The sequence below is a fragment of the Staphylococcus kloosii genome, from assembly GCF_003019255.1.
In the GTDB taxonomy this organism is placed as follows: domain Bacteria; phylum Bacillota; class Bacilli; order Staphylococcales; family Staphylococcaceae; genus Staphylococcus; species Staphylococcus kloosii.
This window is the reverse complement of sequence record NZ_CP027846.1, coordinates 1825889-1852066: the sequence shown is the minus strand read 5'-3', so window position 1 is coordinate 1852066 and position 26178 is coordinate 1825889. Positions and strand designations below refer to the sequence as shown.

Here is a 26178-nt window from a genome sequence, read left to right as displayed (position 1 = left end):
ACAATAATTTTATTATGTAAACTTAGTATTTATATGACATTTGTCATCCCGTATTTATGACAATATACACTACATGTTTAATTAGTTATTTTTTACAATTAAAGTAACTTAAATGTGAGGTGAAGAGCATGATTAAAATAAATAGCATATCAAAAAAGTATAAAAATAAAACGGTAGTAAACAATGCGACTTTTGACATCACTAAAGGTATGTGCACTGCCTTAATTGGGCCCAATGGTGCTGGTAAATCTACTTTAATAGATATCATTATTGGCGACCGTTACCCTACGACTGGAACAATTAACGATGATGAAGCGTTATTAAATGAAGCTCACTTAGGTATTATGTTTCAAAAAACAGTATTTCCCGAATTAATCAAGGTTAAAGAATTATATTATTTATTTGCCAATATGTATAAAAACCCTATTTCTTATGAACAATTTACTAATATTACACGCTTTGGTGAACAGAAGATGTCTGAGTTTGCTAACAAATTATCCGGAGGGCAAAAGAGAATTCTTGATTTTGGTCTTGCATTAATCGGTAAGCCTAAATTTTTAATTTTGGACGAACCTACAAGCGCGATGGATGTGCAAATGAGACAACATTTTTGGGATATTGTAGATGATTTAAAGGACCAAGGCGTTACGATTTTATATACTTCGCATTATATTGAAGAAGTAGAGCGTATGGCTGACAAAGTTGTCGTTATTGAAGCAGGTAAAATTGTTATGAATGATAGTCCTAATAATTTAAAAGCAAATCAACACACTTCGGTAATTAAATTACCTTTAAAACATCAATATTTGCAATCTCAGTTTAATAATAAGCAAATAACTAAAGTTAAAGATAGTTATCAAATACAAACAGATAATGTAAATGAAGCAATACAAATTTTATTAAAGGCAGAAGTGGATTTGAATGAAATTGAAATTACAAAAACGAGTCTATTAGAATCAATTTTTAGTAAAAATGAGGAGGACTACGTATGATGAAACAATATTTTCTTACTGAAATACGCTTAACGTTAAGAAAACGAGTAAATTTAATGTTAGCAATCTTACTACCATTAATATTTTATATCATTTTCACTTCGATTTTAGATTTGCCAAAAGATGCTGAAAAAGCATTCGACAAAGAATATATGTATAGCATGACGGCTTTCAGTTTATCAAACTTTTGTTTAATGCAATTTCCAATGGAAATGATAACTGAAAAGGTAACGGGTTGGTATAAAAACATTATCCGTACACCTTTACGTCCTTATCAATATTATGGTGCTAAAATTTTCAAAGTCATGATTCAATTTGCAATCTCTATAGTAGTAATATTTACCGTAGCTCATTTTTTTAAAAACGTTAATATGACATTAACTGAATGGATTTCTTCGGGAGTCATATTGTGGATAGGGGCGAGTACATTTTTAGGAATAGGAGTGTTAATTGCACAATTAAACGATGTTCAAAAAGCGAGTGGCATTGGCAGTATTTTATATTTAGGTTTAGCTGTTATCGGCGGATTGTGGTATCCAACAACACAATTTCCAGATTGGTTAAAACAAATTTCACATGCAACGCCAACGTATAATTTGAAAAAGGTTGCTTTTGATATTGGGAAAGGTGACCCATTTAGCTACCATGCTTTCTTTATTTTAATAGGTTATAGTATACTATTTTTGATAATAGCTTTACTTATTAGAAAAAGAAGAGAAGTGGAAGTATGATTAAACGCTTTAATGTAGGATTTCTGGAATTATCGAGTTTAGTATATTTAATTTTTGCCATAACACCTTTGTTTACTATGGAAATTAATGGCGATTATTGGATTTATGTAATTATTTTTATAATATTTGTAATTTCTTACTGTACACTTTTATTTTTATTTACCGTATTATCTAAGCACTGGTTAATGCTATCTTTATTGATTCACTATCTTTGTATTATTTACTTTGTCTATAATGTTTCACCGTATATGAGTTTATATTTCTTTTTTAGTGCTTTTGCGTTACCTTTTTTATTAAAGGTGACCATAAAGTCGTTAGCATTTACATTAATGCTGTTGACTATGATTTCGTGTTTAATAATTACGTGGTTTAGCGAATACGATACTGCACTCATGCTATTTGTTTATTATTTAGTTATTTTAATGATCACAATTAGTAATTTTAAGAGAGTAGAAACAAGTAAACTTAAAATAAAAATGAATGAAAAGAATGCTCAAATTAATATGCTTATTGCTGAACAAGAAAGAACACGTATTGCTCAGGATCTTCATGATACGCTAGGTCATGTTTTTGCGAGTATTAGTTTAAAATCTGAATTAGCTGCTAAATTAGTTACTAATAAACCCGATAAAGCTATAGAAGAAATGACTGCAGTAAATCGTATTTCTAAAGATTCATTAAACAAAGTACGTTCGATTATTAACGATCTCAAAATAAGTTCCTTTAAGGAAGAAGTAGATACTGTAGGTTATATGCTTAGAGAGGCAAATTTAACGTTTGAATTTAGTAATGCGGAGTATGCTGAAAAGCTATCAACAACTAGACAATCTATAATGGCAATGATATTACGAGAAGCAATTAATAATATAGTAAAACATGCACAAGCCACTAAAATAGAAGGACAAATACAATTGGGTGACAAAGAGTTGAAACTCATTATTAAAGACGATGGAGTTGGCGTAGATGATGTGGAACAACTTGAACTGAAAAGTATTCAAGAACGCGTCAATATATTAAATGGCACGTTAATCACATATAATGACGAGGGTTTATGTATTGAAGTCTTAATACCAAGGAGTGTTGAACAATGATTTCGACAATAATAGCAGAAGACCAATCTATGCTAAGGCAAGCAATGGTTCAATTAATGGAACTCCATGATGAAATAGATATTGTCTCAACAGTAGGTGATGGTGGCGAAGCATGGCAAGATATACAAAAGTATAAGCCTGATATTGCAGTTTTAGACATTGAAATGCCTACTATGACCGGTCTTGAAATTTTAAGTCATATTAGGGAAGCACAATTAAATATTAAAGTTATCATAGTGACTACATTTAAAAGACCAGGTTATTTTGAATCGGCAGTAGCAAATGATGTAGATGCATATGTATTAAAAGAACGTTCGGTAGATGAACTTGTAGAGACGATGCACCATGTAATGGCAGGAAATAAAGAATATAGCGATTCACTAGTGACTACGATGTTCAAAGACAAAAACCCTTTAACTGCGAAAGAACAACTTGTGTTAACGGAAATAGGCAAGGGTTTAACAAGCAAAGAAATTTCGCAAACTTTATTTTTATCAGACGGTACCGTTAGAAATTATACTTCCAATATTATTGATAAATTAGCAGTTGAAAATCGTTTTGAAGCATGGAAGAAAGCCCATGAAAAAGGGTGGATATAAAAAACCTTTAGGTCATCTTTGATTGACCTAAAGGTTTAATTTTATTTATCATTATATTGTTCAACTAGAAAAAGTATTTTACTTACTTGATCACTAGGTGTATGAATTGGTATGCGATGTTCAAACATGTTACCTTTTCTTGTTTGAACAGTGTATTTTATATCTTCAGTTTCTTTTAAAAGATTAATAATTTTCATGAACGTCGTTCGGCCCCTTTGTAATATCATCACTTACTAAATTGAAAAACATTGTCACCATAAAACCTTTAGTTATTCTTATAACTAAAATAAATATTACCCGATAAATACGAATTAAAACTTAAGAAGTGCAAAATATTAAATATAAGCTGAAAAAAGAGCAAACGTCGATTTAGCATCATCAATAACGTAATAATGATGTAAAATGCTCAAGTTTGTCTCTTTTATTACTTCTTATTTTTTTTAGCAATAATGGATTGTATCACTACAATAATAAATCCTACGAAAATCCCTAAAAAGATTGCTAACATAGCAGAAACGATCATTGGTAGTTGGAATTGATATTGTAAGATTAATCCAACAATAATTGCGATGACAACAGCAATTATTGTAATCATATTTTCTTTAAAAATACTCAAGTGTATTCAACTCCTATCAATCGATATTATAACATGATGTAGTTATAGAAAGATACAAAAAATCATATTGTCACTAAACTGCTAAATTCATTTAAAAACGCTTTATTTATTCAATAAATGAATTAGTTATTGACGGTCTTTAATATATTATATATGATAAATCGGTACTAATTTAGTAAAGTAGGTGCAACAATGAAATCTTCAAAACAAGTGACTATATTAATCTGTTGTGTTGTCGTAATCGGAGTACTGTTTTTTCAATTTATAAATCATAGTGGACCATTTGCTAATAACGATAGTAAAACATCAGAAAAAGGTCCCGATAAAACGAGTAAAGTCCATGTAGAGAGAGTCGTAGATGGCGATACATTTGTCGCTAAAGATAAGGATAATAATGAACTGAAAGTACGATTAATTGGTATGGATACACCTGAAACAGTCAAACCCAATACACCAGTGCAACCATTTGGTAAAGCGGCTTCAAATTTTACCAAAGAACATTTAACAAACAAAGATGTATATTTGGAATACGATAAAGAACCAAAAGATAGATATGGACGTACCTTGGCATACGTATGGTTAGACAAGAAAACGATGTTTAATGAAGTATTAGTTCAAAAGGGTTTAGCTAGAGAAAAATATTTTGCACCAAATGGTAAATATCGTGATGTGTTTAAAAAAGCTCAAGCAGATGCACAATCCAAACATTTAAATATTTGGAGCAAAAATCACTAATATTTTTAAAATATTATGGTTTAAAGTGACATAATTCCGGATAAAAAAAGAGCATTGTTATCAATAACGATAACAATGCTTTTTTAATTTAATCTTCAAATCGAGCAACTAATCTATCAAATTGCTCTTTAGATAGTGATTCGTCAGCTGAAGTTATAGTTTCTTCTATAATATCTTTAAGACTTGATTTTGAAGAAACAGTTTCAACATATTTTTCACGTTCAGTTGGTCCATCTATTAGATTAACTGAACCATCTGTAAAGTAAACCAGACCAACGTTTTTAATGTTGTGATGCGCGTTTTCTTTAATTTTTTCTTGTAACATTTTAGTATTATAAGCTGCTTCTTTGTATGGATCTTGGCTATAAAAATCAAAGATAACAGTGTGCTTTTTAATACGTTCAATAAATGTGTAGCTTGTCATACGCGTTGAATTAAATTGGCTATGAAATTTATTGGCGATATAACGGCCAACAATTTGGTCTTCAGTTTTATCGCTAAGATCATTGTTATTGTCGTTTTCTTGTTCAGGATCTACATTAAAGTGATAAAACGTTTTTTGCTTCCAGTTTTTTACGTCGATATTGAATAATCCTTTTTCAGTAATAACAATATAGTCAAAAGGACGGGCGTATTCAAAAAATGGATGTTTGACAGCCAAATTACTCGTCGAAATGATTTCAAATTTTGCTAATTGATTATTATCAACAAGTTTAGTCATGATATCAGTTAAATCTTGTTTTGCCTTTCTAATACCATGATGGTGCTTATCGTTATTAGCATCAAAGCTAAGCATTTGGTTGCGCAAATTTGTATTTTCACTAGTTACTGTGCTAATTTTTCTAACTAATTGTGTTTTAGCATAAATTTCAGTATCTAATTTATTTTGCATGAACCGGTGGTCAAGATATAAAGCAATAATCAATAAAAAGATGATTATCAACAATATAATAGTAAGAAACATCTTTATCATCCTAATCTACTTAAAATTTAAAATATAAATAAACAGTGTTTAATAATTGTATATTATTAGTTCAACGGTATATCTACTCTTAGTAATTATATAAAAAATATAGCTAATTAATCAATAATATTAGCATAGTTAATGACTGAAATGGCAAAAATTAATAAAAAGTTAAATATTTTACTATTTATTATTAATAATAGTATTTTTTTAGGTAATTTGCTTTTTGTAGTTGAACTTTGTTAATTAATTGAATTATGCTAAAAGTATTAAAAAGTTAGAACAATAGGGGGGAATCAAATGCGTGCGTCTGACAAAGTATTACAAGAGAAGATTGCTACTATAGCAGATAATGATATTATTGCATTTGATAATCATCCTGTGTCATACAGAGTCATAGATACTCTAAACCAAAATAATACAAAGATTTCAGTAGTAAGTTATTCAACGGATATTATTCATTATGCAGCAAAAAATACAAATTTTAATATTATTATACCGACAGGTCAGGTTAATAGTACGTTTCATGTAGTAATTGGAGAAACAGTATGCGATACATTTAAAAAATATCAGATTAAACAATATTATTTATCAGCACCTTATCAAATGAACAAAGCACTATTTCAAACTTATGAGGAAGTGGCGCAAATACAACATACGTTGTTTAATAGCGCAGATAGTATTTATTTAATGAATTATCCCGAAATTATTACCTCTTTTGATGAAGAGCAATATTATAAAGTCGGAGAATTGTCATAAATTCCTACAAATCTAGTAGTAATTTTGCTATAACAATTGAAAAAACACTACACAACTTATATAATGAAATTATTGAAAACGCTTACTTTAGGAGGTGGCAATCATTTGAGTGGAGAATTTAAGAATGTCAAAACCGTCGTTGACGAATTAATTAATAATGTTGGTAATTATTTTAAATTTAATGGAGAAATAGCTAAGCAACTGTTTTTACATGATGCTTTTGACTTAAATAAAAAAATAGATATAAGTGTTCAACGTACTTATTTTTCTGAAGTAATTAAATACATACCTGAAGGTTTTACAATTAAATTATATGATGATCAACATGAAAGTACAGACTTTACTAAAATCGATTTTAAGTCGCTTACACATGCTAATATATATGATGGGGATACAATGATTATGACTGTAATCGTCTATGATGTTAAAAATGATGAGTGGATGTTTCGTTTAGATAACAATATTCGCTTGCCAGAAAAGCACATATACTTTCATTCAATTAAGTGGGATGTAGATTATATTAAACCAGAAATTGTATTAATGTATGAATTGCTAGACCCAATCGATTATCATCAATTACCAAATTATCGTAACGTTATTGATGCATTAAGTTATTATCAGTTTGTAATCTTGAGATTAGTTGTTGGAGATGAACGGATTAATCAAGCACTTATTTCCGAAAAAAATGCAATATAAAATCCTTTAAATCAAAAAGTATTAATGCACAGCATATACTAAGATTTAAAGGATTTTTTGTGCTATGTGACGATACATTTACCGTTATAACAATATTCATAAGTTGCTTTAACTGCTTTATCGGCATCTTCAACATCAATACCAAACATGATTGATATTTCTGAAGCACCTTGGTTCATCATTCTCAGATTAATGTTAGCTTCAGCTAAGGCATGTGTTATGCGACTAGCGGTACCTACTATACGATGCATGCCTTCTCCAACAATCATCAAAATAGCTAAATCATGTTCGACGCTTAATTCATCGACGTCGCAATGTTTACGAATATCACTTAATACTTGTTCTTCTTTGTTCTCGATTTCTTTAGAACGCATTATAATACTTATACTGTCGATACCGGAAGGCATATGGTCAAATGAAATATTATAATCTTCTAAAACACCTAAAACTTTACGCGTAAAACCAACCTGTCTGTTCATTAAATACTTTTTGATATTTATAACAGTAAAGCCTTTATCACAACTAATACCACTTACGACGTTATTTGTATTAATTTCTCTGTCATGACGAATATATGTACCTAATTCATGCGGTCTATTCGTATTTTTAATTAATACAGGGATGCGGTCTTTATGTAATGGTTGTAAAGCCTCATCATGAAAAACGCCAAATCCTGCATATGATAATTCTCGCATTTCTCGATAAGTAATTTCATCGATAACTAGTGGTTGTTTTACGATCATCGGATTAGCTCTAAATATACCAGATACATCTGTAAAGTTTTCATATAAATCAGCTCTTACGCCTCTGGCTACTATGGCACCAGTAATGTCTGATCCACCTCTAGGGAATGTTACGACATAATTTTGTCTTGATATACCGAAGAATCCAGGAATAATTAATTTTTCTTTATAATTTCGTAAGTTATACAATTCTTCATAAGATTGATCTAGAATTTGTGCATTTTGAGGTAAGTCACTTACTGTTATGCCTGCTTCACCAGGAGACACATAACGAGTTGGAATACCTTGACTGTTGTTATATTCAGCTATTATTTGAGCATTAAAATCTTCACCACAAGAAAGAAGGGCATCTAATAAACGAGGCGGTTTATTTTTTAATGTAGCAATATAACGTTCTAATGTTTGATTAATGGATTTTAAAATATGGTCATCCATTTGAAGTTCGTACACAATATCTGCGTAGCGTTGAACTATTTCATCTTTTTTAGAAGTATAGTTCAATTTAGCAATTGCCTTTTCATATAACCTGATTAATAAATCAGTCGTTTTAATATCTGACTTATGTCTTTTTCCTGGGGCAGAAACAATAGTGATCTTTCTTTCAGGGTCAGAATTAACAATCTCCAATACTTTTTTAATTTGTTCTGCATTAGATACAGAACTTCCACCGAATTTAGCTACTTTCATAATTTTACAACCTTTCAAAAAAATCAGAAAATTTTGTTTAGTTTTGTTTTCAACAATGATAGGATATTAATATAATTCAAAACTAGCAAACTTTACAAATTTTGGGAATGAATTTATACTATATCATATTCTAGTATTTTTCAAGTGTACAATTGTATTTTATGGAAGAACAACGGAGGAATGAAATTATGAAGGAATTGAACGTAGCATTACTTGGTCTAGGTACTGTAGGATCAGGTGTAGTAAAAATTATTGAAGAGAATAGGCAACAAATTATCGAAACAATCAACAAGGAAATCAATATCAAGCATATTTTAGTAAATGATATTTCTAAGAAAAGACCGCTTAACGTGAGCAAGTATCATTTAACTGAAGATGTAAATGACATTTTAGAAGATGACTCAATTGATATAGTTGTAGAAGTTATGGGAGGCATTGAACCAACAGTTGATTGGTTAAAGAGTGCGTTAAGTCAAAAGAAACATGTGATTACTGCTAATAAAGATTTACTTGCAGTGCATTTAAATGTTCTAGAAGATTTAGCGCAAAGTAATAGTGTTGCACTAAAATACGAAGCTAGTGTTGCTGGTGGTATTCCAATCGTTAACGCTATCAATAATGGATTAAATGCCAACAATATTAGTAAATTTATGGGAATTTTAAATGGTACGTCTAACTTCATACTAAGTAAAATGACGCGTGAACAAACATCTTTTGAAGATGCATTAGATGAAGCGCAACGTTTAGGGTTTGCTGAAGCTGATCCTACAGATGACGTTGAAGGTATTGATGCTGCGAGAAAAGTTGTTATCACGTCTTATTTATCATTCAACCAAGTTATTAACTTGACTGACGTTAAACGCAAAGGTATTAGTGATGTGACGTTAGAAGATATTCAAGTCGCTGATGACTTAGGTTACAAAATTAAACTTGTTGGTAAAGGTACTTATGAACAAGGTAAAGTTAATGCTTCTGTAGCACCTACTCTAATTAGTAAAGCACATCAATTATCTGCCGTAGAAGACGAATATAATGCGATTTACGTTATTGGTGACGCAGTTGGTGAAACAATGTTCTATGGTAAAGGTGCAGGTAGTTTAGCGACAGGTAGTGCAGTAGTTAGTGACTTATTAAATGTTGCATTACAATTTGAATATGATTTACACACATTGCCACCTCATTTCGAATTGAAAACTGATGAAACGAAAGAAATGATGGACGATGAAGATACTGTCACAATTAAAGAAAAATCCAATTTCTATTTAGTATTAAATTCAAATAACCAAGATTTAAATAAAATTGAAGCTGATATTAAACAATCATTACCGCTACATAAAAGTTTAGAAGTTCAGCAAAGAACTGACGATACGGTAAGTGTCGTAGTATTAGGCATTGATGAATCACCTGAACAATTAATAGCTAATGCAGGATTTGATGTTAATAAAGTATACCCAGTAGAAGGAGTTTAATTATTATGAAAAGATGGCAAGGTTTAGTAGAAGAGTTTAAATCATATTTACCAGTAAATGAAAATACACCCAAAATCACATTAAACGAGGGGCAAACGCCGCTTGTACATTGTGAAAACTTATCCAAAATGTTAGACATTAATTTATATGTTAAATATGAAGGTGCAAATCCTACTGGTTCATTTAAAGATAGAGGTATGGTCATGGCAATGACTAAAGCAAAAGAAGAAGGCAAAAAAATTGTTATTTGCGCTTCTACTGGTAACACTTCTGCTTCAGCAGCTGCCTACGCTGCTAGAGCAGGGTTAAAAGCTATCGTCGTTATTCCGGAAGGGAAAATCGCTTTAGGTAAATTATCACAGGCTGTGATGTATGGTGCAGAAATCGTTTCAATCGAAGGTAACTTCGATGAGGCATTAGAAATTGTTAAGGAAGTAGCTGAAAATGGTGACATTGAACTCGTAAATTCAGTGAATCCATATAGAATCGAAGGACAAAAAACAGGTGCTTTTGAAGTCGTACATCAATTAGATGGCGTGGCTCCAGATATTTTAGCTATTCCTGTAGGTAATGCAGGTAACATTACTGCTTATTGGAAAGGTTTCAAAGAGTTTCATAATCAATTAGATACACAGTTGCCTAACATGTACGGCTTCCAAGCGGAAGGTGCATCACCAATCGTTCAAAATAAAATTGTTAAAAACCCAGACACTGTAGCAACTGCTATTCGTATCGGTAATCCAGCAAGTTGGGATAAGGCTACAAATGCAATTGAAGAATCGAATGGTCTTATTGATAGTGTTACAGATGAAGAGATTTTAGAAGCGTATAAATTAATGGCAACAAAAGAAGGTATTTTTAGTGAGCCAGCAAGTAATGCTTCAATCGCTGGTCTAATTAAATTGCATAGAGCCAATAAATTACCTAAAGGTAAAAAAGTAGTAGCTGTGTTAACTGGTAATGGTTTAAAAGATCCAGATACTGCTATTTCATTACTAGATGATCCAATTCAACCATTACCAAATGATAGAGAAAGCATATTGAAGTATATTAAAGGAGCACTTTAATATGGAACATGTGTTAACTTTAAAAGTCCCGGCATCTACAGCTAATTTAGGTGTCGGCTTTGACTCTATCGGTATGGCTCTAAATAAATTTTTATATTTAGAAGTTAAAGTAAATAATCAATCACATTGGCGATTTCATCATATTGGACCAAATGTAGATGAATTACCAACTGATGAATCGCATTATATTTATCAAATTGCTCAACAAGTAGCTAGTAAATATGATGTGACCTTACCTAATTTAGACGTTGAAATGAGAAGTGAAATTCCATTGGCAAGAGGCTTAGGATCTTCTGCATCGGCCTTAGTAGGTGCGTTGTACATAGCGAACTACTTTGGTGATATTGAACTATCTAAATATGAGTTATTACAATTGGCCACAGAATTTGAAGGTCATCCAGATAATGTAGCACCTACAATATATGGTGGTTTAGTTTTAGGTTATTATAATGCCGACACTAACGTTACGGAAGTTTCTTACATAGATACACCCAAAGTGGATGTTATTGTGACGATTCCTCCCTATAAATTAAAAACCGAAGATTCGAGAAATGTGCTACCTGATACTTTTTCTTATAAAAAAGCAGTACAAAATAGTGCCATCAGTAATACGATGATTAGCGCATTAATTCAACACAACTACGAGCTAGCTGGGAAAATGATGGAACAAGATGGTTTTCATGAACCGTTTAGACAATTTTTAATCCCTGAGTTTGAAGAAGTTAAATCTATAGCTAAAACGCATCACGCTTATGCAACAGTTATTAGTGGTGCTGGCCCGACTATTATGACGTTAATTAGTCGTGATAAAAGTGGTCAACTCGTTAGAACGTTAAAAAAGCAATTTGAAAACTGTAAGTCAGAATTGTTATCTATTAATGAATCCGGGGTTATTGCCGAAGAGGTATACCAAAAACATTAAAGTAGTGTATGATAGTGTTAAGAAGGTGAAAGGAGCAATAACCAAATGGGAAATTATAAATTAGTAGTTATGGATATGGACGATACTCTAATGAATCATGAGAATGAAGTAAGTGAAGAAACGAAAGATTACTTAATTCGTATTCAAGAAGAGGGCTATAAAGTTGTCTTAGCTTCTGGTAGACCGACTGAAGGGATGTTACCCACTGCACGTTTATTAAATCTAGACAAACACCAAAGTCACGTCATTAGTTATAATGGTGGGAAAACAATAAATGTCGCATCTGAAGATGTAGAAGTGAATAGACCAGTATCTAAAGAAAATTTTGATTTAATTGTAGATTATTGTCGTAGAAATGACTTCTTTGTATTAACTTATAAAGATGGACATATCATCTATGAAGGTGAACACGAATATATGAATATTGAATCCGAATTAACGGGTTTGCCTATGAAAAAGGTAGATGACATTAAAACATATATTCAAGAAGATGTGCCAAAAGTCATGGGTGTAGACTATGTACCTAATATTGTTAAAGCATTAGATTCGTTAAATGGCTATTTTAATGAGGATATAGATGTTACTACAAGTAAACCTTACTTTCTTGAGTTTATGGCAACAGGTGTGTCTAAAGGTAACGCAGTCACTTTATTGTGTGAAAAATTAGATATAGACCTTTCCCAAGTTGTAGCCTTTGGAGATAGTCCTAATGACATTTCTATGCTTGAAATAGTTGGGCGTTCATATGCAATGGATAATGCGAATGATCAAGTGAAATCTATCGCAGATGAAGTAACATTAAGTAATGCCGAAAATGGCATTCCTCACGCTTTAAAACAGCTATTATAAAAAAATATAATCAACAAAAAAGCTAACCTACCATGGGTTAGCTTTTTTGAAATAAAATATTATGAATTTTTGACGAATACTGTTTTATTTATTTCGCTGTATGCGTCCACTCATGTTTGCCTCTATGTCTTTTAACATGCGCATATACCTGGTCTGCAGCGTAATCTAAATTGGTATAGACAGTAATAGAAAAGGCAGATTGATTGTCAGTAAAAGACTCCTCTAAAAATAAATCTTTTAAGTGTTCAAATAAGCTTTCCATTTGATCGTGAGTGAGACTACTATATTCTCTTAACGTGCGTTTAATCAATTTATCATCTAAGTTTTCTAATGCTTGAACTACGATAACAAAACGTTCTTCTGGTTTCATAACATCATCAAATAAGTTTGTTTGTCCAACCATAATTTTCCACCTCATAATACCTATATAATTAATTTGATTATACTATATATTAGGATAACTTAAAATAATATAAAATTAAATTGACGTTAAATAAATGAGGCATACAAGTGAATTTGTATGCCTCATTTATAAAATCCTTAATATTTATTTGTTAAATCAATGTTTTCTAGTTTAACGACTTTAGTTTTAAACATAAATTTATGCACTAAGTATACGATAGCTAATACAACGACTGGAATGATATTTCTTAATAAACTTGCAATATCACCAGCTAATAAAGCGCCAATTGTATTCCCCAAGAACAAGAATAGTAATGCTACTATAACGATAATCGGCCCTATAGGATAAAATGGTGCTTTGTATGGTAACACTTCATCTGGATCTTTATTTTGTTTCTTAATTGCTTTCCTTAATCTAACTTGGGCTAAAATACTAGAACCCCAAACGAAAATTACCAAGGAGCCTATAATATTGAGTAAAGTAAATACAATATTAGATTGTATTTGGGCTAACATAATAATCGCAAAAACAATAACAAATGTTGTTAATATAGCAGGAACAGGTAATTTTGTCCCTTTATTTAGACTTGATAAAAACTTAGGTGCTTGCTTATCTTGTCCCATAGCAAATAACATACGGCTTGAAGTATATAGCCCTGAGTTAGCTGCTGATAATAATGACGTTAAAATTACAGCGTTTATTACTGAAGCAGCAAATGCAATACCAACGCGGTCAAACACTATTGTGAATGGACTTTGATTGGCAGACTCACTCTTATTTAACAATAGAGGATCTGTATAAGGAATGATAGCTGCAATCACTGCAATTGATAATACGTAGAATAATAATATTCTCCAAAAAACTTGTTTAATTGCTTTCGGCATAGAACGATGTGGATTATCAGACTCACCTGCAGTTACCGCAACCACTTCCGTACCACCTACGGAGAAACCTGCAATTAATAGTACGCCAAGAAATCCTGAAATCCCACCGACAAATGGAGCCTCGCCTACAGAATAGTTAGATAAACCGTAAGTTTTACCGCCTAAAATACCTACAATTGTTAGTACTCCAACAATAATAAATATAATTATCGTCAAAACTTTTATCAGTGATAACCAAAATTCTGCTTCACCGAATGCTTTAACGGAAAATATATTGAGTAAAAATAATATTACTAAAAAGATAATGCTCCACGTTACTGATGAGAAAAAGTGGAAAACTTCCCAATAGTTTAAAACACTTGAAGCAATGATAATATCAACACTAGCAACCATTACCCAAATGACCCAATATAACCATCCGACTGTAAATCCTAATGAACTATCAACAAAACGCGCTGAATATGAGCTAAATGATCCTGAAACAGGATATATAGTAGCTAACTCCCCGATAGATGACATTAAGAAATATAACATTATCCCTATAATTAAATATGCAAGTATGGCGCCACCTGGACCAGCTTGAGAGACGACACTTCCTGTTGCTACGAAGAGGCCAGTCCCAATTGCGCCGCCAATAGCTATCATTGAAATATGCCTTGAACTAAGGCCACGACTTAATTTATTTTGTGCCATTATTAGTCTCCTAATTTATTTATTTACAGACTATTGTAATTGTTTTAAAGACTATTAGCAATTCTTTTTTTATAACTTTAAAGCAATAAAGAATATTTTTTTCTGAAAAATCTGATTTTATTTTAATTTTATTTTGGTTTCCTTGCTTAAAAAGGGGGTATAGATTAAAATAAGTTGTAGATAATAATAATTATTATCTAAAAAGAGGGGGAATACATATGGCTAATAATAAAAAATTAACAGGTCTTTTTGGAACTCCAGTATCAGATAGAGAAAATTCAATGACAGCAGGCCCAAGAGGCCCATTATTAATGCAAGATTGGTACTTTTTAGAACAAATGGCTCATTTTGATAGAGAAGTAATTCCAGAAAGACGTATGCATGCTAAAGGCTCAGGTGCGTTTGGTACTTTTACTGTTACAAATGATATAACAAAATATACATGCGCAAGTATCTTTTCAGAAGTTGGCAAACAAACAGAAATGTTTGCGCGTTTTTCTACAGTAGCAGGTGAACGCGGTGCAGCCGATGCTGAACGTGATATTAGAGGTTTCGCATTGAAATTCTATACAGATGAAGGAAACTGGGATTTAGTTGGTAATAATACACCAGTGTTTTTCTTCAGAGATCCTAAGTTATTCGCAAGTTTAAACCATGCAGTTAAAAGAGATCCGCGAACAAATATGCGAAGTGCTCAAAATAACTGGGACTTTTGGACTTCATTACCTGAAGCGTTACACCAAGTTACAATTTTAATGACAGACAGAGGTATTCCAAAAGGTTTCCGTAATATGCATGGTTTCGGTTCACATACTTATTCAATGTATAATGATAAAGGTGAGCGTGTATGGGTTAAATTCCATCATAGAACTCAACAAGGCATTGAAAACCTGCAACCAGATGAAGCTGCTCAAACAATTGCTTACGATAGAGAATCTTCACAACGCGACTTATTTGAAGCGATTGAAAATAAAGATTATCCAAAATGGAAAATGTATATCCAAGTAATGACTGAGGAACAAGCACGTAACCATAAAGATAATCCGTTTGATTTAACAAAAGTATGGTATAAAGGAGATTATCCTTTAATTGAAGTAGGAGAGTTCGAATTAAATCGCAATCCTGACAATTATTTCCAAGACGTAGAACAAGCAGCATTTGCGCCAACTAACATAGTGCCAGGCCTTGATTTCTCACCTGACAAAATGTTACAAGGACGTATATTCTCATATGGTGATGCGCAACGTTATAGATTAGGTGTTAACCACTGGCAAATTCCAGTTAACCAACCTAAAGGTGTAGGCATAGAAAATATTTGTCCATTTAGTAGAGATGGTCAAATGAGAATTTTAGATAATAACCAAGGTGGTAGTACGCATTATTATCCTAATAGCGAAGGTATGTTTGAAAGCCAACCTGAATATAAAAAACCAGGTCTTGAAGTAGAAGGCGAAGCTTATGAATACGACTATAGACAAGATGATGACAATTACTTCGAACAACCGGGTAAATTATTTAGATTACAATCTGCAGAACAACAAGAACGCATTTTTGAAAATACAGCAAACGAAATGCAAGGTACTACATTAGAAGTTCAACATAGACATATTCGTCATTGCTATAAAGCAGACGAAAACTACGGTAAAGGTGTAGCAAAAGCATTAGGTATTGATATTAATGATGTAGACTTACAAGTTGCTGATTAATAAAATTAAATATCAATAGTATTTGAGGACGTAAATGACTCTAACAAAGTAAGAGTCCGAGACAGAAATATTCTAGAAAGTAAAAATACAGTGGACATTCATTAGTAAAATTGAATTTCCACTGTATTTCATTTTTAAAGTCTTTTTGGTAGCTCTAAGAGCTACCATTTTTCTTATATTTGTTGCCATTAAGGCAATTCCAAGTTCGCGCTTTACTTTGGATTTCCCCTTTAATGACATATCTTATTTCATCGTAAGTCCAATTTTGAGTGTTAAATTCATTTTCTTTATATTGCTTCGAGGGAATCGTATGAGTGAGAGACTACAGGATCGAGCAATATCTTAGGCAAGCATGCACGAACAAAATCGTATATTATAAAAAAACCACCTCATTTTTACTGAATAAATTAGTAGAATGAGGTGTTATTTAATTTGAGTTAAGAATTATGTCCCAAACACTTACTATTTACAAAGTTATATAACTGCTGTTTTTGTTATTACTATGAATATGCTTCAAGATTATATACTTTCATTTTTATTATGATTTTAAGCTTCAATAATTTTCTATTACAAATGAAACTTTTTTCTTCTATATAATAGATGGTTTTGTTAAGCAAAATAAAAATCACCACAAAAGTGGTGATTTTTGTCGTATTAAAAAAGATAAGACTAAATAAATGCTCTTACTTCGTTTCGCGATGTAACGTATATTTGTTTAATCTAGGACAGAATTTTTTCATTTCAATTCTTTCAGGATTATTACGTTTGTTTTTCGTAGTTATATAGTTACGATCGCCGCATTCAGTGCAAGCTAAAGTTATGTTTACGCGCAAAATATAACATCCTTTCTTTAATTAGTAATGCTTACGATTTAAGATTTTATCATAAGCTGCTATTTAGCGCAATAAATCAATTTTAAAAATTGCGTTAACTCAATTAGATAAAGATATTTTTCAAAATAATAATGTATAGATTGAAACTTCATAGTTGCGAAATATAAATTTTATGATAATATTAAAACGTAACTATTACGATTTGAAAGGAGGAAAACAATGGCAAAAAAATCTAAAATAGCAAAAGAGCAAAAGCGAGAAGCACTCGTTAATAAATATTATGAATTGCGTAAAGAATTGAAAGCGAAAGGTGATTATGAAGCATTACGTAAATTACCACGAGATTCTTCGCCAACTCGTTTAACGCGTCGTTGTAAGGTGACTGGCCGACCTAGAGGTGTGTTGAGAAAATTCGAAATGTCTAGAATTGCATTTCGTGAACATGCGCATAAAGGTCAAATCCCCGGCGTTAAAAAATCTAGTTGGTAATTTCGAACTAAAGTCCGTTTACATTTGATATAAAACAATGTATATTATCTATTGGTACTAGATAGCATAATTGATTGTTCGTAAAAATCGTTATTTTTAATAGTTAAAATTACGATTCGTTCATTAATTTGCTGAAAAACTTACCATTAAATAGTTGTTTTAATAAAAATGTTAGGGGTTTATGTATTATGAAAATTTTTGATTATGAAGATATCCAACTTATACCTAATAAATGTATAGTAAATAGTAGGTCAGAATGTGATACTACAATTCAATTTGGGCCTAAATCATTTAAGTTGCCTGTAGTTCCAGCTAATATGCAAACAGTTATGAATGAATCATTAGCTGAATGGTTTGCTCAAAACGATTATTTCTATATTATGCACCGTTTTGATGAAGATGCACGAATTCCATTTATTAATAAAATGCAGGAACAAGGTTTATTTGCTTCAATTTCAGTTGGGGTTAAAGAACGTGAATTTGGCTTTGTTGAACAACTTAAAGCAGAAAACGTAATTCCAGAGTACATTACAATTGATATAGCGCATGGTCATTCTGATTCAGTAATTAATATGATCAAGCATATCAAAAAACATATACCAGATACATTTGTTATTGCAGGTAATGTTGGTACTCCTGAGGGTGTACGTGAGCTAGAAAATGCAGGCGCAGATGCTACTAAAGTTGGTATTGGACCTGGACGTGTATGTATTACAAAAATTAAAACAGGATTTGGTACTGGTGGTTGGCAATTATCAGCATTAAATCATTGCAGTAAAGCTGCTCGTAAGCCAATTATTGCTGACGGTGGTATAAGAACACATGGTGATATTGCGAAATCTATACGTTTCGGAGCATCTATGGTAATGGTTGGCTCATTATTTGCTGCACACGAAGAGTCACCTGGTGAAACAGTTGAATTAGAAGGAAAACTATACAAAGAATACTTTGGAAGTGCTTCTGAATTCCAAAAAGGTGAACACAAAAACGTCGAAGGTAAAAAAATGTTTGTTGAACATAAAGGTTCTTTAAAAGATACTTTAGTAGAGATGCAACAAGATTTACAAAGTTCAATTTCATATGCAGGCGGTAAAGACTTAACTTCATTAAGAAAAGTAGATTATGTCATTGTACGTAACTCTATTTTTAATGGTGATAGAGACTAATTTTTAGTAGGTGTTAAACATCCGAAAACTATTATTTTATATTGTTCTATTTCTAGGGTTAATAATTGTTTTACCTATTAAAGAACCTGACTTTATGACGCATATCCAACAGCAAGCAAGAACAAAAGTAGATGCTTGGACGAATAATAGCAATACTGCTAATAATGAATTAAAAGTTCCAAGTAAGCAGGAATTTGCGTTAAATAATATTCAAATGAATATGACCAAAGCACAGGTTGAAAGTAAAATAGGTAAAGCACAAAGGATAACAACGAACGAATACGGTACGAAATGGTATAGTTATCATACAAAAGACTATCATGATTTTGTTATGGTTAGTTACATTGATAATAAAGTTAATGGTTTATATACGAACCAAAACGTAATATCATCGCAATCTCAGATAAAATATGGTTCTCCTAAAAATGTAGTGCGTCAACGGTTAGGAAAACCAATTACTGAAAAGCGTAAAGGTAACGTACTATACGAAATTGATAATAAAGAATATGATACCTTTAAAAAACATAATATATATACAACAGCATTTTATGACAAACACAATGATAATAATTTAACATCAATATTATTGGTAAGTAATCAAATGGAAAATCGTTTGCGTAGTCAATATGGAGCGCCATCAGATGATTTACAAAAAAGTTTCGAGCTACAAAATTTTGACCTTGTTAATGCTGAGCGTGTGCAACATAACTTATCAACTTTAACTTATAATGCCGCTATATCTAATACTGCACGAAAACATAGTAAAGATATGGCGAAGCAAAATTATTTTGATCATACAGACTTAAATGGTAATTCACCGTTCGATAGACTTAAGTCAGACAACATTGATTTTAATGCAGCCGGAGAGAATTTAGCCTACGGTCAAGTTGATAGCATATATGCACACGAAGGATTAATGAATTCACTAGGTCATCGAAAAAATATTTTGCGCCCGACCTACAATAAGCTTGGCGTAGGTGTAGCATTCAATTCTGATAAACAACCATATTGGACTGAAAATTATACCAATTAATGTTTAGCAAAACTTTTTCGGGGTATCTTTACTTTGTAAGGATGAGATGCTTATGAAAACTAAAAAGCAAAAGAAAAAAGACGATATATTAGAAAGAATTAAAGACGTCTTAGAGAAAAAATAAGCGATTGCGTATATACGCAATCGCTTATTTTTATTGTTTAGATAACAAGATATTTAAATTTATGAGAGTGTCTAGTGTAAATTACATTTCTCTAAATAAGCCAACAACTTTACCAAGTACTGTTACTTGATCTAAATATATAGGATCCATTGTACTATTTTCTGGTTGTAGTCTATAACGTGTTTTTTCTTTATAAAATCTTTTAACTGTAGCTTCATTTTCTTCTGTCATAGCTACAATAATATCTCCGTTTTCGGCAATAGTTTGACTTCTGACAATAACTTTATCTCCATCTAAAATACCAGCTTCAATCATACTATCTCCAACAACGTTTAGAATAAAGATATCGCTATTATGTGTTGACGTGAAGTGTTCGGGTAAAGGGAAATACTCTTCCACATTTTCTACTGCGGTAATAGGAATACCTGCAGTTACTTTACCAATGACAGGTACATGAATCGTTTCTTCAGTGTTAACAGGCTCTCCTAATAATTCAGAAACAATTTCTATAGCACGTGGCTTAGTAGGATCACGACGAATGTAACCTTTTTCTTCTAATCTAGATAAATGTCCATGAACTGTTGAACTTGAAGCAAGACCTACGGCTTCTCCTATTTCACGAACACTAGGTGGATATCCTTTAGATTGAACGATTTGCTTAATATAGTCGAAAATTTCTGTTTGACGTTTAGTTAATTCTCTCATAATAGGCACTCCCTAAATTAATTTGTCTTAATTATAGCATGGTTTTGATGCTTTTACAAACGTTTGTTCGTTTTTATGTTGACATAGAACAAGCGTTCTGATAAATTAATAATACAAACAAACGTTCTAGGAGTGGAGATAATGACTAAACAATATATAAACCAATATAAAACTTATTTAATCGTACTTTTAGCCACTATGATACTATGCACAATCTTTTTGCTATCAGTAGATTTTAACAATAAATCAGAACAAACGTACGAAATGACAGACCATAAAATAACAAATCAATCTAAGGGAACGTTAGCGAACAAAGCAAAAGATGATGAAAACAGTGACAAAAATGACGAACATACACCGAACCAAACAATTGCAATTATTCGATAACATTCTAATATAGACAGAAATAGTAAAGTGAGCGAAAACATTTAGTTTCGTTCACTTTTTTGGTACTATTTGTTAAGAGTAACAAAGCATGGAGGTATTGCTATGAGTAATAAAGAAGTTGATATTGATAGAATTAACGAATTAGCAAAAAAGAAAAAAGAAACAGGTTTAACAGAAGCCGAAGCTAAAGAACAATCAAAGCTTAGAGAAGCATATTTACAATCATTTAGAAAAGGTTTCAAACAACAAATTGAAAATACAAGAGTCATTGATCCAGAGGGTAATGATGTTACTCCTGATAAAGTTAAACAGAAATTAGATGAAAAAAATGAAACTGAACAAGATAATAACAAAAACTAATCTTATTTTTTTAAATTAATAGATAAATAAGTTATAATAGTAATTGTGTTATGCTACTTAAGAAAGGAAGTCGTTTAGATGTTTAATAAAAAAGACCAATTAGCTGTTGATACTATTAGAGCTTTGAGTATCGATGCTGTTGAACAAGCAAACTCAGGACACCCAGGTTTACCTATGGGCGCAGCACCAATGGCGTATACTTTATGGACTCGCCACTTGAATTTCAATCCCCAATCAAAAGATTACTTTAACAGAGACCGCTTTGTATTATCTGCAGGTCATGGTTCTGCTTTACTTTACAGTTTATTACATGTATCAGGAAGTTTAGAACTAGAAGAATTAAAACAATTTAGACAATGGGGTTCTAAAACACCAGGTCATCCTGAATTTAGACATACTGATGGCGTAGAAGTAACTACTGGTCCACTCGGACAAGGTTTAGCTATGTCAGTTGGTTTAGCTTTAGCTGAAAAACATTTAGCAGGTAAATTCAATAAAGATGATGCTAAAGTTGTTGACCATTACACTTATGTAATTGCTTCAGATGGAGACCTAATGGAAGGTATTTCTCATGAAGCAGCATCATTTGCTGGTCATAATAAATTAGACAAATTAATCGTATTATATGATTCAAATGATATTTCACTTGATGGCGATTTAAATAAAGCCTTCTCTGAAGATGTTAAAAAACGTTTTGAATCATATGGTTGGAACCACATCTTAGTTAAAGATGGTAATGATTTAAATGAAATCGATAAAGCTATCGAAAAAGCTAAAGGCCAAGATGCACCAACAATAATTGAAGTAAAAACAGTTATCGGCTTTGGTGCTCCAAATAAAGAAGGCACACATGGTGTACATGGTGCTCCTTTAGGTGAAGACGAAAGAAAACTTGCACTTGAAAATTATGGTTTAGATCCTGAACAACGTTTTAATGTTCCAGAAGAAGTTTACGAAATCTTCCAAGAAAACATGTTAAAACGTGCAAATGAAAACGAAGAAGCATGGAACAAGTTAGTTGAAGAATATGCTTCTAAATATCCAGAATTAGGCGAAGAATTCAAACTAGCTATCAGTGGTAAATTACCAGAAAATTACCAAGATGCTTTACCTGAATATGAAGCTGGCCACAGTGGTGCTTCTCGTGCTGACTCTGGTGAAGTTATCCAAGCAATCAGTAAAACTGTTCCTTCATTCTTTGGTGGTTCAGCCGATTTAGCTGGTTCAAACAAATCAAACGTTAAAGATTCTAATGACTTTAGTGCAACAACTCCTGAAGGCAAAAACATTTGGTTTGGTGTACGTGAATTTGCAATGGGAGCTGCTGTTAACGGTATGGCTGCACACGGCGGATTACATCCATATGGTGCAACATTCTTCGTATTCAGTGACTACCTAAAACCTGCGTTAAGATTATCAGCAATTATGGGTCTTAACTCAACATTTATTTTCACTCACGACTCAATTGCAGTTGGTGAAGATGGTCCAACACACGAACCTGTTGAACAATTAGCTGGATTACGTGCTATTCCAAATATGAACGTTATTCGTCCAGCTGATGGTAACGAAACTCGTGTAGCTTGGGAAGTAGCATTAGAATCAGAAAAAACACCTACATCATTAGTATTAACTCGTCAAAACTTAACAGCTTTAGATTTACCTAAAGAGGTAGTTGAAGAAGGCGTACGTAAAGGTGCTTATGTTGTATATGAATCTGAAAAAGATGCTGAATTCTTATTATTAGCAACTGGTTCAGAAGTTAACCTAGCTGTAGAGGCAGCTAAAGATCTAGATGCACAAGGTAAGGGTGTACGTGTTGTATCTATGCCTAACTGGCACGCATTCGATCAACAATCAGATGAATATAAAGAATCAGTTATTCCATCATCAATTACTAAACGTGTAGCTATCGAAATGGCTTCATCATTAGGATGGCATAAATATGTAGGTACTGAAGGTAAAGTTATCGGTATCGACACATTTGGTGCTAGTGCTCCTGGTGACTTAGTAGTAGAAAAATATGGTTTCACTAAAGAAAATATTTTAAATCAAATCCAAACATTTTAATTAATCTCTTATAATTAAAATTATTAAAGACATAAGAGCGCGGCTCTTATGTCTTTTTTCATTAATAATAAATTGTTAATACTTAAGCTAATGTATGTTTACAAATCTAAATTAAAATTGATATAATACTTAAGGTTGAATATATTTGAGGCGAAACTTCCTTGAAATAAAATATATATTTTAGTAAAATGCATAAGGATAGGAAAGTGGGTGAAACAATGGCAATTTGGTTAGCAGTTATTTTAATCGTAATAGCACTAATCATAGGTTTAGTAGGTGGCTTCTTCCTAGCAAGAAAGTATATGATGGATTACTTCAAAAAGAACCCACCAATTAATGAAGAAATGTTACGTATGATGATGATGCAAATGGGTCAAAAACCATCTCAAAAGAAAATTAATCAAATGATGACAATGATGAATAAAAATATGGACAGTAACATGAAAAAGTCTAAATAATAAGTCATTTTAAACTGGTACTTACTTATAAGGTAAGTATCAGTTTTTTTATAATGAGATATACAAGCTTTAAAACATAAGAAATGTTAAGGTAAGAAAAAATACAGTCCCTAAAATTAGCAAGGAGGTATTTGCTATGAAAATAAATAAAGTACTTATTTATACAAATAAATTAGTAGAAGTTAAAACTTTTTATGTCGATTTTTTAGGTTTTGAGTTAAAACAAGATACAAATGACTATTTTTCAATTTCGGTAGGCCGTAGTGAATTAATCGTTAAATATAGTGGAGCACTTGAAAATCCATACTACCACTTTGCTTTTGATATACCTCCCGAAATGTTTAATGAAGTTAAAGTATGGCTACAGGAACGTGTTGACTTATTAACTGAAGAAGGGCAAAATGAAATTTATTTTAGTGGATTTGATGCCAAGTCGCTTTATTTTTATGATCCAGCATACAATATAGTGGAATTTATGGCGAGGAATGAACATCGCAATAAGACACAAGCCAATCATTTTACTGTACGAGAAATATTCGGCATTAGTGAAATTGGACTAGTCATTGATAATTTAGAGCAATCAATGACCACTTTGAAAAATTATGACTTTAGAAATATAGCTAACTATATTGATGAAGATAGTTTGAATTTTATCTTCAATAATAATGAATCTAATTACTTATTATTAACAAAAACTGATCGAAGATGGCTGTTTTCAAATAAATTAGCTAAAATACTACCAATTTCCGTGGAAACAGATAAAGAGTTAATTGAAGTTGTTGAAGGTGAGTTAAGGGTAAAAAGATTGAATTAAAAACAGCTAAATTAAAATTTTAATAGTTAAATTATCTTAGATTTAAAAAAATTAGAAAAAATTTAAAATTCTCTTATCGCTAGTCGCTATAACGATTAACGAAGCTTTTAAAGTCTTTGAATTGTTAGATTTTTCAGAAAATATTTGAATGACTTCTAGATGTGTTATATAATCAAACACATAAAGGGAGGCTAATAATTTATGAAAGATGCTTTTGATATGGAAGACAAGGAAGTTTTAGATCGTTTATCATGTGCTCATATTAACTTTAGCAATGATGTTGAATTCAAGGAATTCAATAAAGCGATACAAACTCATGACATGAATTATCTTAGACAAACACTTAATAACATGAATTCAGCAGCTACAATGTAAACAGTTTAGAAATATATGATAAGCCTTGTAAAAGGCTTATTTTTTATGTGGCAAATAATTAATAAAGTAGTGGCTTTTGTGTTAATTAGCTATTTAAAGTAAATTTGAATTAGAATTACTGGTTATTTGACTATATAGTGTTATAATATCGTTTGTGAATATAAGCTGTAGACTATTAAAGAAGGTGTAATTTTGGCGTATTTAGTATTTTCGATAATATTTGCCTTTATGATGGGCGTCGTCGTAATAATCGTAAGAATGAAGGCTCAAAACTTTCCTGTTAATGAAAAGAAAATTATTTTACCGCCGTTTTTTATGGCAACTGGTGCGTTAATGTATGTAGTACCTTATTTTAGATTGTCAGGTATGGAAATGCTCGAATGTCTAATCTTAGGCGTTTTATTTTCAACTATATTAATATGGACTTCAAGATTTGAAGTAAAAGGCAGTGAAATATATATGAAACGTTCTAAAGCCTTTCCAGTTATTTTAATCTCACTATTATTAATTAGAACATTAATAAAAATCTTTATTAGTAATAAAATCGATCCTGGCGAATTAGCAGGCATGTTTTTCTTACTTGCGTTTTGTATGATAGTGCCTTGGAGATTAGCAATGTTGTATAAATTTAAGAAAGTAAAAAAACAAATAATAAATTAATTTTCAAACCGTCTATCAAATAGGATAGGCGGTATTTTTCATTTTATAACCAATATGATAAAATATTGAAGAATACACAGAACGTGCGTTCTGTTATATGA

General features: G+C 31.6%; 30 protein-coding genes. 22 read left to right on the top strand and 8 right to left on the bottom strand.

All coding sequences use genetic code 11. The annotated features are described in order from the left end of the window. Positions 1-128 precede the first annotated feature (128 nt). The 4 genes from C7J89_RS09235 to C7J89_RS09220 all read left to right on the top strand — a co-directional run bounded on the left by C7J89_RS09235 (position 129) and on the right by C7J89_RS09220 (position 3413). Positions 129-992 carry an ABC transporter ATP-binding protein gene (locus C7J89_RS09235; RefSeq protein WP_061854783.1) on the top strand — a complete coding sequence of 288 codons (864 nt, stop codon included), beginning with the start codon at positions 129-131 and terminating at the stop codon, positions 990-992. Then, complete coding sequence (locus tag C7J89_RS09230; protein WP_061854782.1) at positions 989-1723, top strand: ABC transporter permease; 735 nt, start codon at positions 989-991, stop codon at positions 1721-1723. Before C7J89_RS09235 ends, C7J89_RS09230 begins: the two co-directional genes overlap by 4 nt. A 341-nt stretch (positions 1724-2064) precedes the next feature. Next, positions 2065-2814, top strand: coding sequence for a sensor histidine kinase (locus tag C7J89_RS09225; protein ID WP_233432428.1), 750 nt, complete (start codon positions 2065-2067; stop codon positions 2812-2814). Next, positions 2811-3413, top strand: a complete 603-nt coding sequence (locus C7J89_RS09220) for a response regulator transcription factor (protein ID WP_061854780.1) — start codon at positions 2811-2813, stop codon at positions 3411-3413. The genes C7J89_RS09225 and C7J89_RS09220 overlap by 4 nt, the downstream gene beginning before the upstream one ends. A gap of 41 nt (positions 3414-3454) precedes the next feature. On the opposite strand, the gene C7J89_RS13240 is transcribed toward C7J89_RS09220, so the two are convergent. Both C7J89_RS13240 and C7J89_RS09215 read right to left on the bottom strand, forming a co-directional pair. After that, complete coding sequence (locus C7J89_RS13240; protein ID WP_157881584.1) at positions 3455-3610, bottom strand: hypothetical protein; 156 nt, start codon at positions 3608-3610, stop codon at positions 3455-3457. Positions 3611-3837: 227 nt separating this feature from the next. Continuing rightward, positions 3838-4029 (bottom strand): hypothetical protein, encoded by a 192-nt coding sequence (locus C7J89_RS09215; RefSeq protein ID WP_061854779.1) that lies wholly within the window; start codon positions 4027-4029, stop codon positions 3838-3840. A gap of 192 nt (positions 4030-4221) precedes the next feature. On the opposite strand from C7J89_RS09215, the gene nucI reads away from it, so the two are divergent. Then, a complete protein-coding gene (gene nucI, locus C7J89_RS09210) occupies positions 4222-4764 on the top strand; it encodes a thermonuclease NucI (protein ID WP_103295232.1) in 543 nt (180 codons plus the stop codon). Positions 4765-4852: 88 nt separating this feature from the next. On the opposite strand, the gene C7J89_RS09205 is transcribed toward nucI, so the two are convergent. Next, complete coding sequence (locus C7J89_RS09205) at positions 4853-5728, bottom strand: hypothetical protein (RefSeq protein ID WP_061854777.1); 876 nt, start codon at positions 5726-5728, stop codon at positions 4853-4855. Positions 5729-6028: 300 nt separating this feature from the next. Between C7J89_RS09205 and C7J89_RS09200 the strand changes: the two genes are divergently transcribed. Further along, complete coding sequence (locus C7J89_RS09200; protein ID WP_061854776.1) at positions 6029-6487, top strand: sugar phosphate isomerase family; 459 nt, start codon at positions 6029-6031, stop codon at positions 6485-6487. Between the two features lie 63 nt (positions 6488-6550). Continuing rightward, on the top strand, positions 6551-7183 hold the full coding sequence (locus C7J89_RS09195; RefSeq protein WP_061855513.1) for a hypothetical protein: 633 nt from the start codon (positions 6551-6553) through the stop codon (positions 7181-7183). Positions 7184-7245: 62 nt separating this feature from the next. Here the strand turns inward: C7J89_RS09195 and C7J89_RS09190 are convergent, their stop codons facing one another. Continuing rightward, positions 7246-8613, bottom strand: a complete 1368-nt coding sequence (locus tag C7J89_RS09190) for an aspartate kinase (RefSeq protein WP_103295140.1) — start codon at positions 8611-8613, stop codon at positions 7246-7248. 188 nt (positions 8614-8801) lie between these two features. Between C7J89_RS09190 and C7J89_RS09185 the strand changes: the two genes are divergently transcribed. The 4 genes from C7J89_RS09185 to C7J89_RS09170 are packed head-to-tail and all read left to right on the top strand — an operon-like array spanning position 8802 to position 12920. Next, positions 8802-10082, top strand: a complete 1281-nt coding sequence (locus tag C7J89_RS09185; RefSeq protein WP_061854774.1) for a homoserine dehydrogenase — start codon at positions 8802-8804, stop codon at positions 10080-10082. 5 nt (positions 10083-10087) lie between these two features. Further along, entirely contained in the window at positions 10088-11149 is a 1062-nt protein-coding gene (gene thrC / locus C7J89_RS09180) for a threonine synthase (protein ID WP_103295141.1), read from the top strand. Between the two features lies 1 nt (position 11150). Then, complete coding sequence (gene thrB, locus C7J89_RS09175) at positions 11151-12071, top strand: homoserine kinase (RefSeq protein WP_061854772.1); 921 nt, start codon at positions 11151-11153, stop codon at positions 12069-12071. A gap of 45 nt (positions 12072-12116) precedes the next feature. Next, positions 12117-12920, top strand: coding sequence for a Cof-type HAD-IIB family hydrolase (locus tag C7J89_RS09170; protein ID WP_103295142.1), 804 nt, complete (start codon positions 12117-12119; stop codon positions 12918-12920). A gap of 88 nt (positions 12921-13008) precedes the next feature. On the opposite strand, the gene C7J89_RS09165 is transcribed toward C7J89_RS09170, so the two are convergent. Together C7J89_RS09165 and C7J89_RS09160 are read right to left on the bottom strand one after the other, a co-directional pair. Beyond that, entirely contained in the window at positions 13009-13323 is a 315-nt protein-coding gene (locus C7J89_RS09165) for a hypothetical protein (protein ID WP_061854770.1), read from the bottom strand. 137 nt (positions 13324-13460) lie between these two features. Further along, positions 13461-14900, bottom strand: coding sequence for an amino acid permease (locus tag C7J89_RS09160; RefSeq protein ID WP_103295143.1), 1440 nt, complete (start codon positions 14898-14900; stop codon positions 13461-13463). A 218-nt stretch (positions 14901-15118) separates the two neighbouring features. On the opposite strand from C7J89_RS09160, the gene C7J89_RS09155 reads away from it, so the two are divergent. Continuing rightward, complete coding sequence (locus C7J89_RS09155) at positions 15119-16606, top strand: catalase (RefSeq protein ID WP_061854768.1); 1488 nt, start codon at positions 15119-15121, stop codon at positions 16604-16606. A gap of 683 nt (positions 16607-17289) precedes the next feature. Here C7J89_RS09155 and rpmG read toward each other — a convergent pair. Beyond that, positions 17290-17439 (bottom strand): 50S ribosomal protein L33, encoded by a 150-nt coding sequence (gene rpmG, locus C7J89_RS09150; RefSeq protein ID WP_081108185.1) that lies wholly within the window; start codon positions 17437-17439, stop codon positions 17290-17292. Between the two features lie 219 nt (positions 17440-17658). Here rpmG and rpsN point away from each other — a divergent pair, with 219 nt between their 5' ends. The 3 genes from rpsN (at position 17659) to C7J89_RS09135 (ending at position 20127) form a co-directional block, all read left to right on the top strand. Beyond that, positions 17659-17928, top strand: coding sequence for a 30S ribosomal protein S14 (gene rpsN, locus C7J89_RS09145; protein WP_061854767.1), 270 nt, complete (start codon positions 17659-17661; stop codon positions 17926-17928). Positions 17929-18116: 188 nt separating this feature from the next. Continuing rightward, a complete protein-coding gene (gene guaC, locus C7J89_RS09140; protein ID WP_103295992.1) occupies positions 18117-19094 on the top strand; it encodes a GMP reductase in 978 nt (325 codons plus the stop codon). A 10-nt stretch (positions 19095-19104) separates the two neighbouring features. Then, on the top strand, positions 19105-20127 hold the full coding sequence (locus tag C7J89_RS09135) for a CAP domain-containing protein (RefSeq protein ID WP_103295991.1): 1023 nt from the start codon (positions 19105-19107) through the stop codon (positions 20125-20127). A 205-nt stretch (positions 20128-20332) separates the two neighbouring features. Here the strand turns inward: C7J89_RS09135 and lexA are convergent, their stop codons facing one another. Next, complete coding sequence (lexA, locus tag C7J89_RS09130; protein WP_061854764.1) at positions 20333-20956, bottom strand: transcriptional repressor LexA; 624 nt, start codon at positions 20954-20956, stop codon at positions 20333-20335. A 141-nt stretch (positions 20957-21097) separates the two neighbouring features. On the opposite strand from lexA, the gene sosA reads away from it, so the two are divergent. The 7 genes from sosA to C7J89_RS09100 all read left to right on the top strand — a co-directional run bounded on the left by sosA (position 21098) and on the right by C7J89_RS09100 (position 26077). Next, complete coding sequence (sosA, locus tag C7J89_RS09125) at positions 21098-21343, top strand: DNA damage-induced cell division inhibitor SosA (RefSeq protein WP_061854763.1); 246 nt, start codon at positions 21098-21100, stop codon at positions 21341-21343. A gap of 102 nt (positions 21344-21445) precedes the next feature. Beyond that, a complete protein-coding gene (locus C7J89_RS09120) occupies positions 21446-21703 on the top strand; it encodes a DUF896 domain-containing protein (protein ID WP_061854762.1) in 258 nt (85 codons plus the stop codon). 78 nt (positions 21704-21781) lie between these two features. Then, complete coding sequence (tkt, locus tag C7J89_RS09115; protein ID WP_061854761.1) at positions 21782-23770, top strand: transketolase; 1989 nt, start codon at positions 21782-21784, stop codon at positions 23768-23770. A 218-nt stretch (positions 23771-23988) separates the two neighbouring features. Next, positions 23989-24228 (top strand): YneF family protein, encoded by a 240-nt coding sequence (locus C7J89_RS09110; protein WP_048793989.1) that lies wholly within the window; start codon positions 23989-23991, stop codon positions 24226-24228. 136 nt (positions 24229-24364) lie between these two features. After that, positions 24365-25042: a hypothetical protein gene (locus tag C7J89_RS09105; RefSeq protein ID WP_103295989.1), complete on the top strand. Its 678-nt coding sequence runs from the start codon at positions 24365-24367 to the stop codon at positions 25040-25042. A gap of 201 nt (positions 25043-25243) precedes the next feature. After that, positions 25244-25417 (top strand): hypothetical protein, encoded by a 174-nt coding sequence (locus C7J89_RS13320; RefSeq protein ID WP_170066446.1) that lies wholly within the window; start codon positions 25244-25246, stop codon positions 25415-25417. Between the two features lie 192 nt (positions 25418-25609). Beyond that, complete coding sequence (locus C7J89_RS09100) at positions 25610-26077, top strand: CcdC family protein (protein WP_061854759.1); 468 nt, start codon at positions 25610-25612, stop codon at positions 26075-26077. Positions 26078-26178 lie beyond the last annotated feature (101 nt).

Bases quoted from the DNA above. Each gene is read 5' to 3' on its own strand.
- C7J89_RS09170 (WP_103295142.1), top strand. From the start codon at position 12,117: ATGGGAAATTATAAATTAGTAGTTATGGATATGGACGATACTCTAATG.
- C7J89_RS13240 (WP_157881584.1), bottom strand. From the start codon at position 3,610: ATGAAAATTATTAATCTTTTAAAAGAAACTGAAGATATAAAATACACT.
- C7J89_RS09220 (WP_061854780.1), top strand. From the start codon at position 2,811: ATGATTTCGACAATAATAGCAGAAGACCAATCTATGCTAAGGCAAGCA.
- sosA (WP_061854763.1), top strand. From the start codon at position 21,098: ATGACTAAACAATATATAAACCAATATAAAACTTATTTAATCGTACTT.
- lexA (WP_061854764.1), bottom strand. From the start codon at position 20,956: ATGAGAGAATTAACTAAACGTCAAACAGAAATTTTCGACTATATTAAG.
- C7J89_RS09185 (WP_061854774.1), top strand. From the start codon at position 8,802: ATGAAGGAATTGAACGTAGCATTACTTGGTCTAGGTACTGTAGGATCA.
- rpsN (WP_061854767.1), top strand. From the start codon at position 17,659: ATGGCAAAAAAATCTAAAATAGCAAAAGAGCAAAAGCGAGAAGCACTC.
- C7J89_RS09235 (WP_061854783.1), top strand. From the start codon at position 129: ATGATTAAAATAAATAGCATATCAAAAAAGTATAAAAATAAAACGGTA.
- thrC (WP_103295141.1), top strand. From the start codon at position 10,088: ATGAAAAGATGGCAAGGTTTAGTAGAAGAGTTTAAATCATATTTACCA.
- C7J89_RS09105 (WP_103295989.1), top strand. From the start codon at position 24,365: ATGAAAATAAATAAAGTACTTATTTATACAAATAAATTAGTAGAAGTT.
- C7J89_RS09230 (WP_061854782.1), top strand. From the start codon at position 989: ATGATGAAACAATATTTTCTTACTGAAATACGCTTAACGTTAAGAAAA.
- C7J89_RS09120 (WP_061854762.1), top strand. From the start codon at position 21,446: ATGAGTAATAAAGAAGTTGATATTGATAGAATTAACGAATTAGCAAAA.
- C7J89_RS09190 (WP_103295140.1), bottom strand. From the start codon at position 8,613: ATGAAAGTAGCTAAATTCGGTGGAAGTTCTGTATCTAATGCAGAACAA.
- C7J89_RS09205 (WP_061854777.1), bottom strand. From the start codon at position 5,728: ATGTTTCTTACTATTATATTGTTGATAATCATCTTTTTATTGATTATT.
- C7J89_RS09225 (WP_233432428.1), top strand. From the start codon at position 2,065: ATGATTTCGTGTTTAATAATTACGTGGTTTAGCGAATACGATACTGCA.
- thrB (WP_061854772.1), top strand. From the start codon at position 11,151: ATGGAACATGTGTTAACTTTAAAAGTCCCGGCATCTACAGCTAATTTA.
- C7J89_RS09200 (WP_061854776.1), top strand. From the start codon at position 6,029: ATGCGTGCGTCTGACAAAGTATTACAAGAGAAGATTGCTACTATAGCA.
- guaC (WP_103295992.1), top strand. From the start codon at position 18,117: ATGAAAATTTTTGATTATGAAGATATCCAACTTATACCTAATAAATGT.
- C7J89_RS09165 (WP_061854770.1), bottom strand. From the start codon at position 13,323: ATGGTTGGACAAACAAACTTATTTGATGATGTTATGAAACCAGAAGAA.
- C7J89_RS09155 (WP_061854768.1), top strand. From the start codon at position 15,119: ATGGCTAATAATAAAAAATTAACAGGTCTTTTTGGAACTCCAGTATCA.
- C7J89_RS09160 (WP_103295143.1), bottom strand. From the start codon at position 14,900: ATGGCACAAAATAAATTAAGTCGTGGCCTTAGTTCAAGGCATATTTCA.
- C7J89_RS13320 (WP_170066446.1), top strand. From the start codon at position 25,244: ATGAAAGATGCTTTTGATATGGAAGACAAGGAAGTTTTAGATCGTTTA.
- nucI (WP_103295232.1), top strand. From the start codon at position 4,222: ATGAAATCTTCAAAACAAGTGACTATATTAATCTGTTGTGTTGTCGTA.
- C7J89_RS09195 (WP_061855513.1), top strand. From the start codon at position 6,551: ATGAAATTATTGAAAACGCTTACTTTAGGAGGTGGCAATCATTTGAGT.
- tkt (WP_061854761.1), top strand. From the start codon at position 21,782: ATGTTTAATAAAAAAGACCAATTAGCTGTTGATACTATTAGAGCTTTG.
- C7J89_RS09110 (WP_048793989.1), top strand. From the start codon at position 23,989: ATGGCAATTTGGTTAGCAGTTATTTTAATCGTAATAGCACTAATCATA.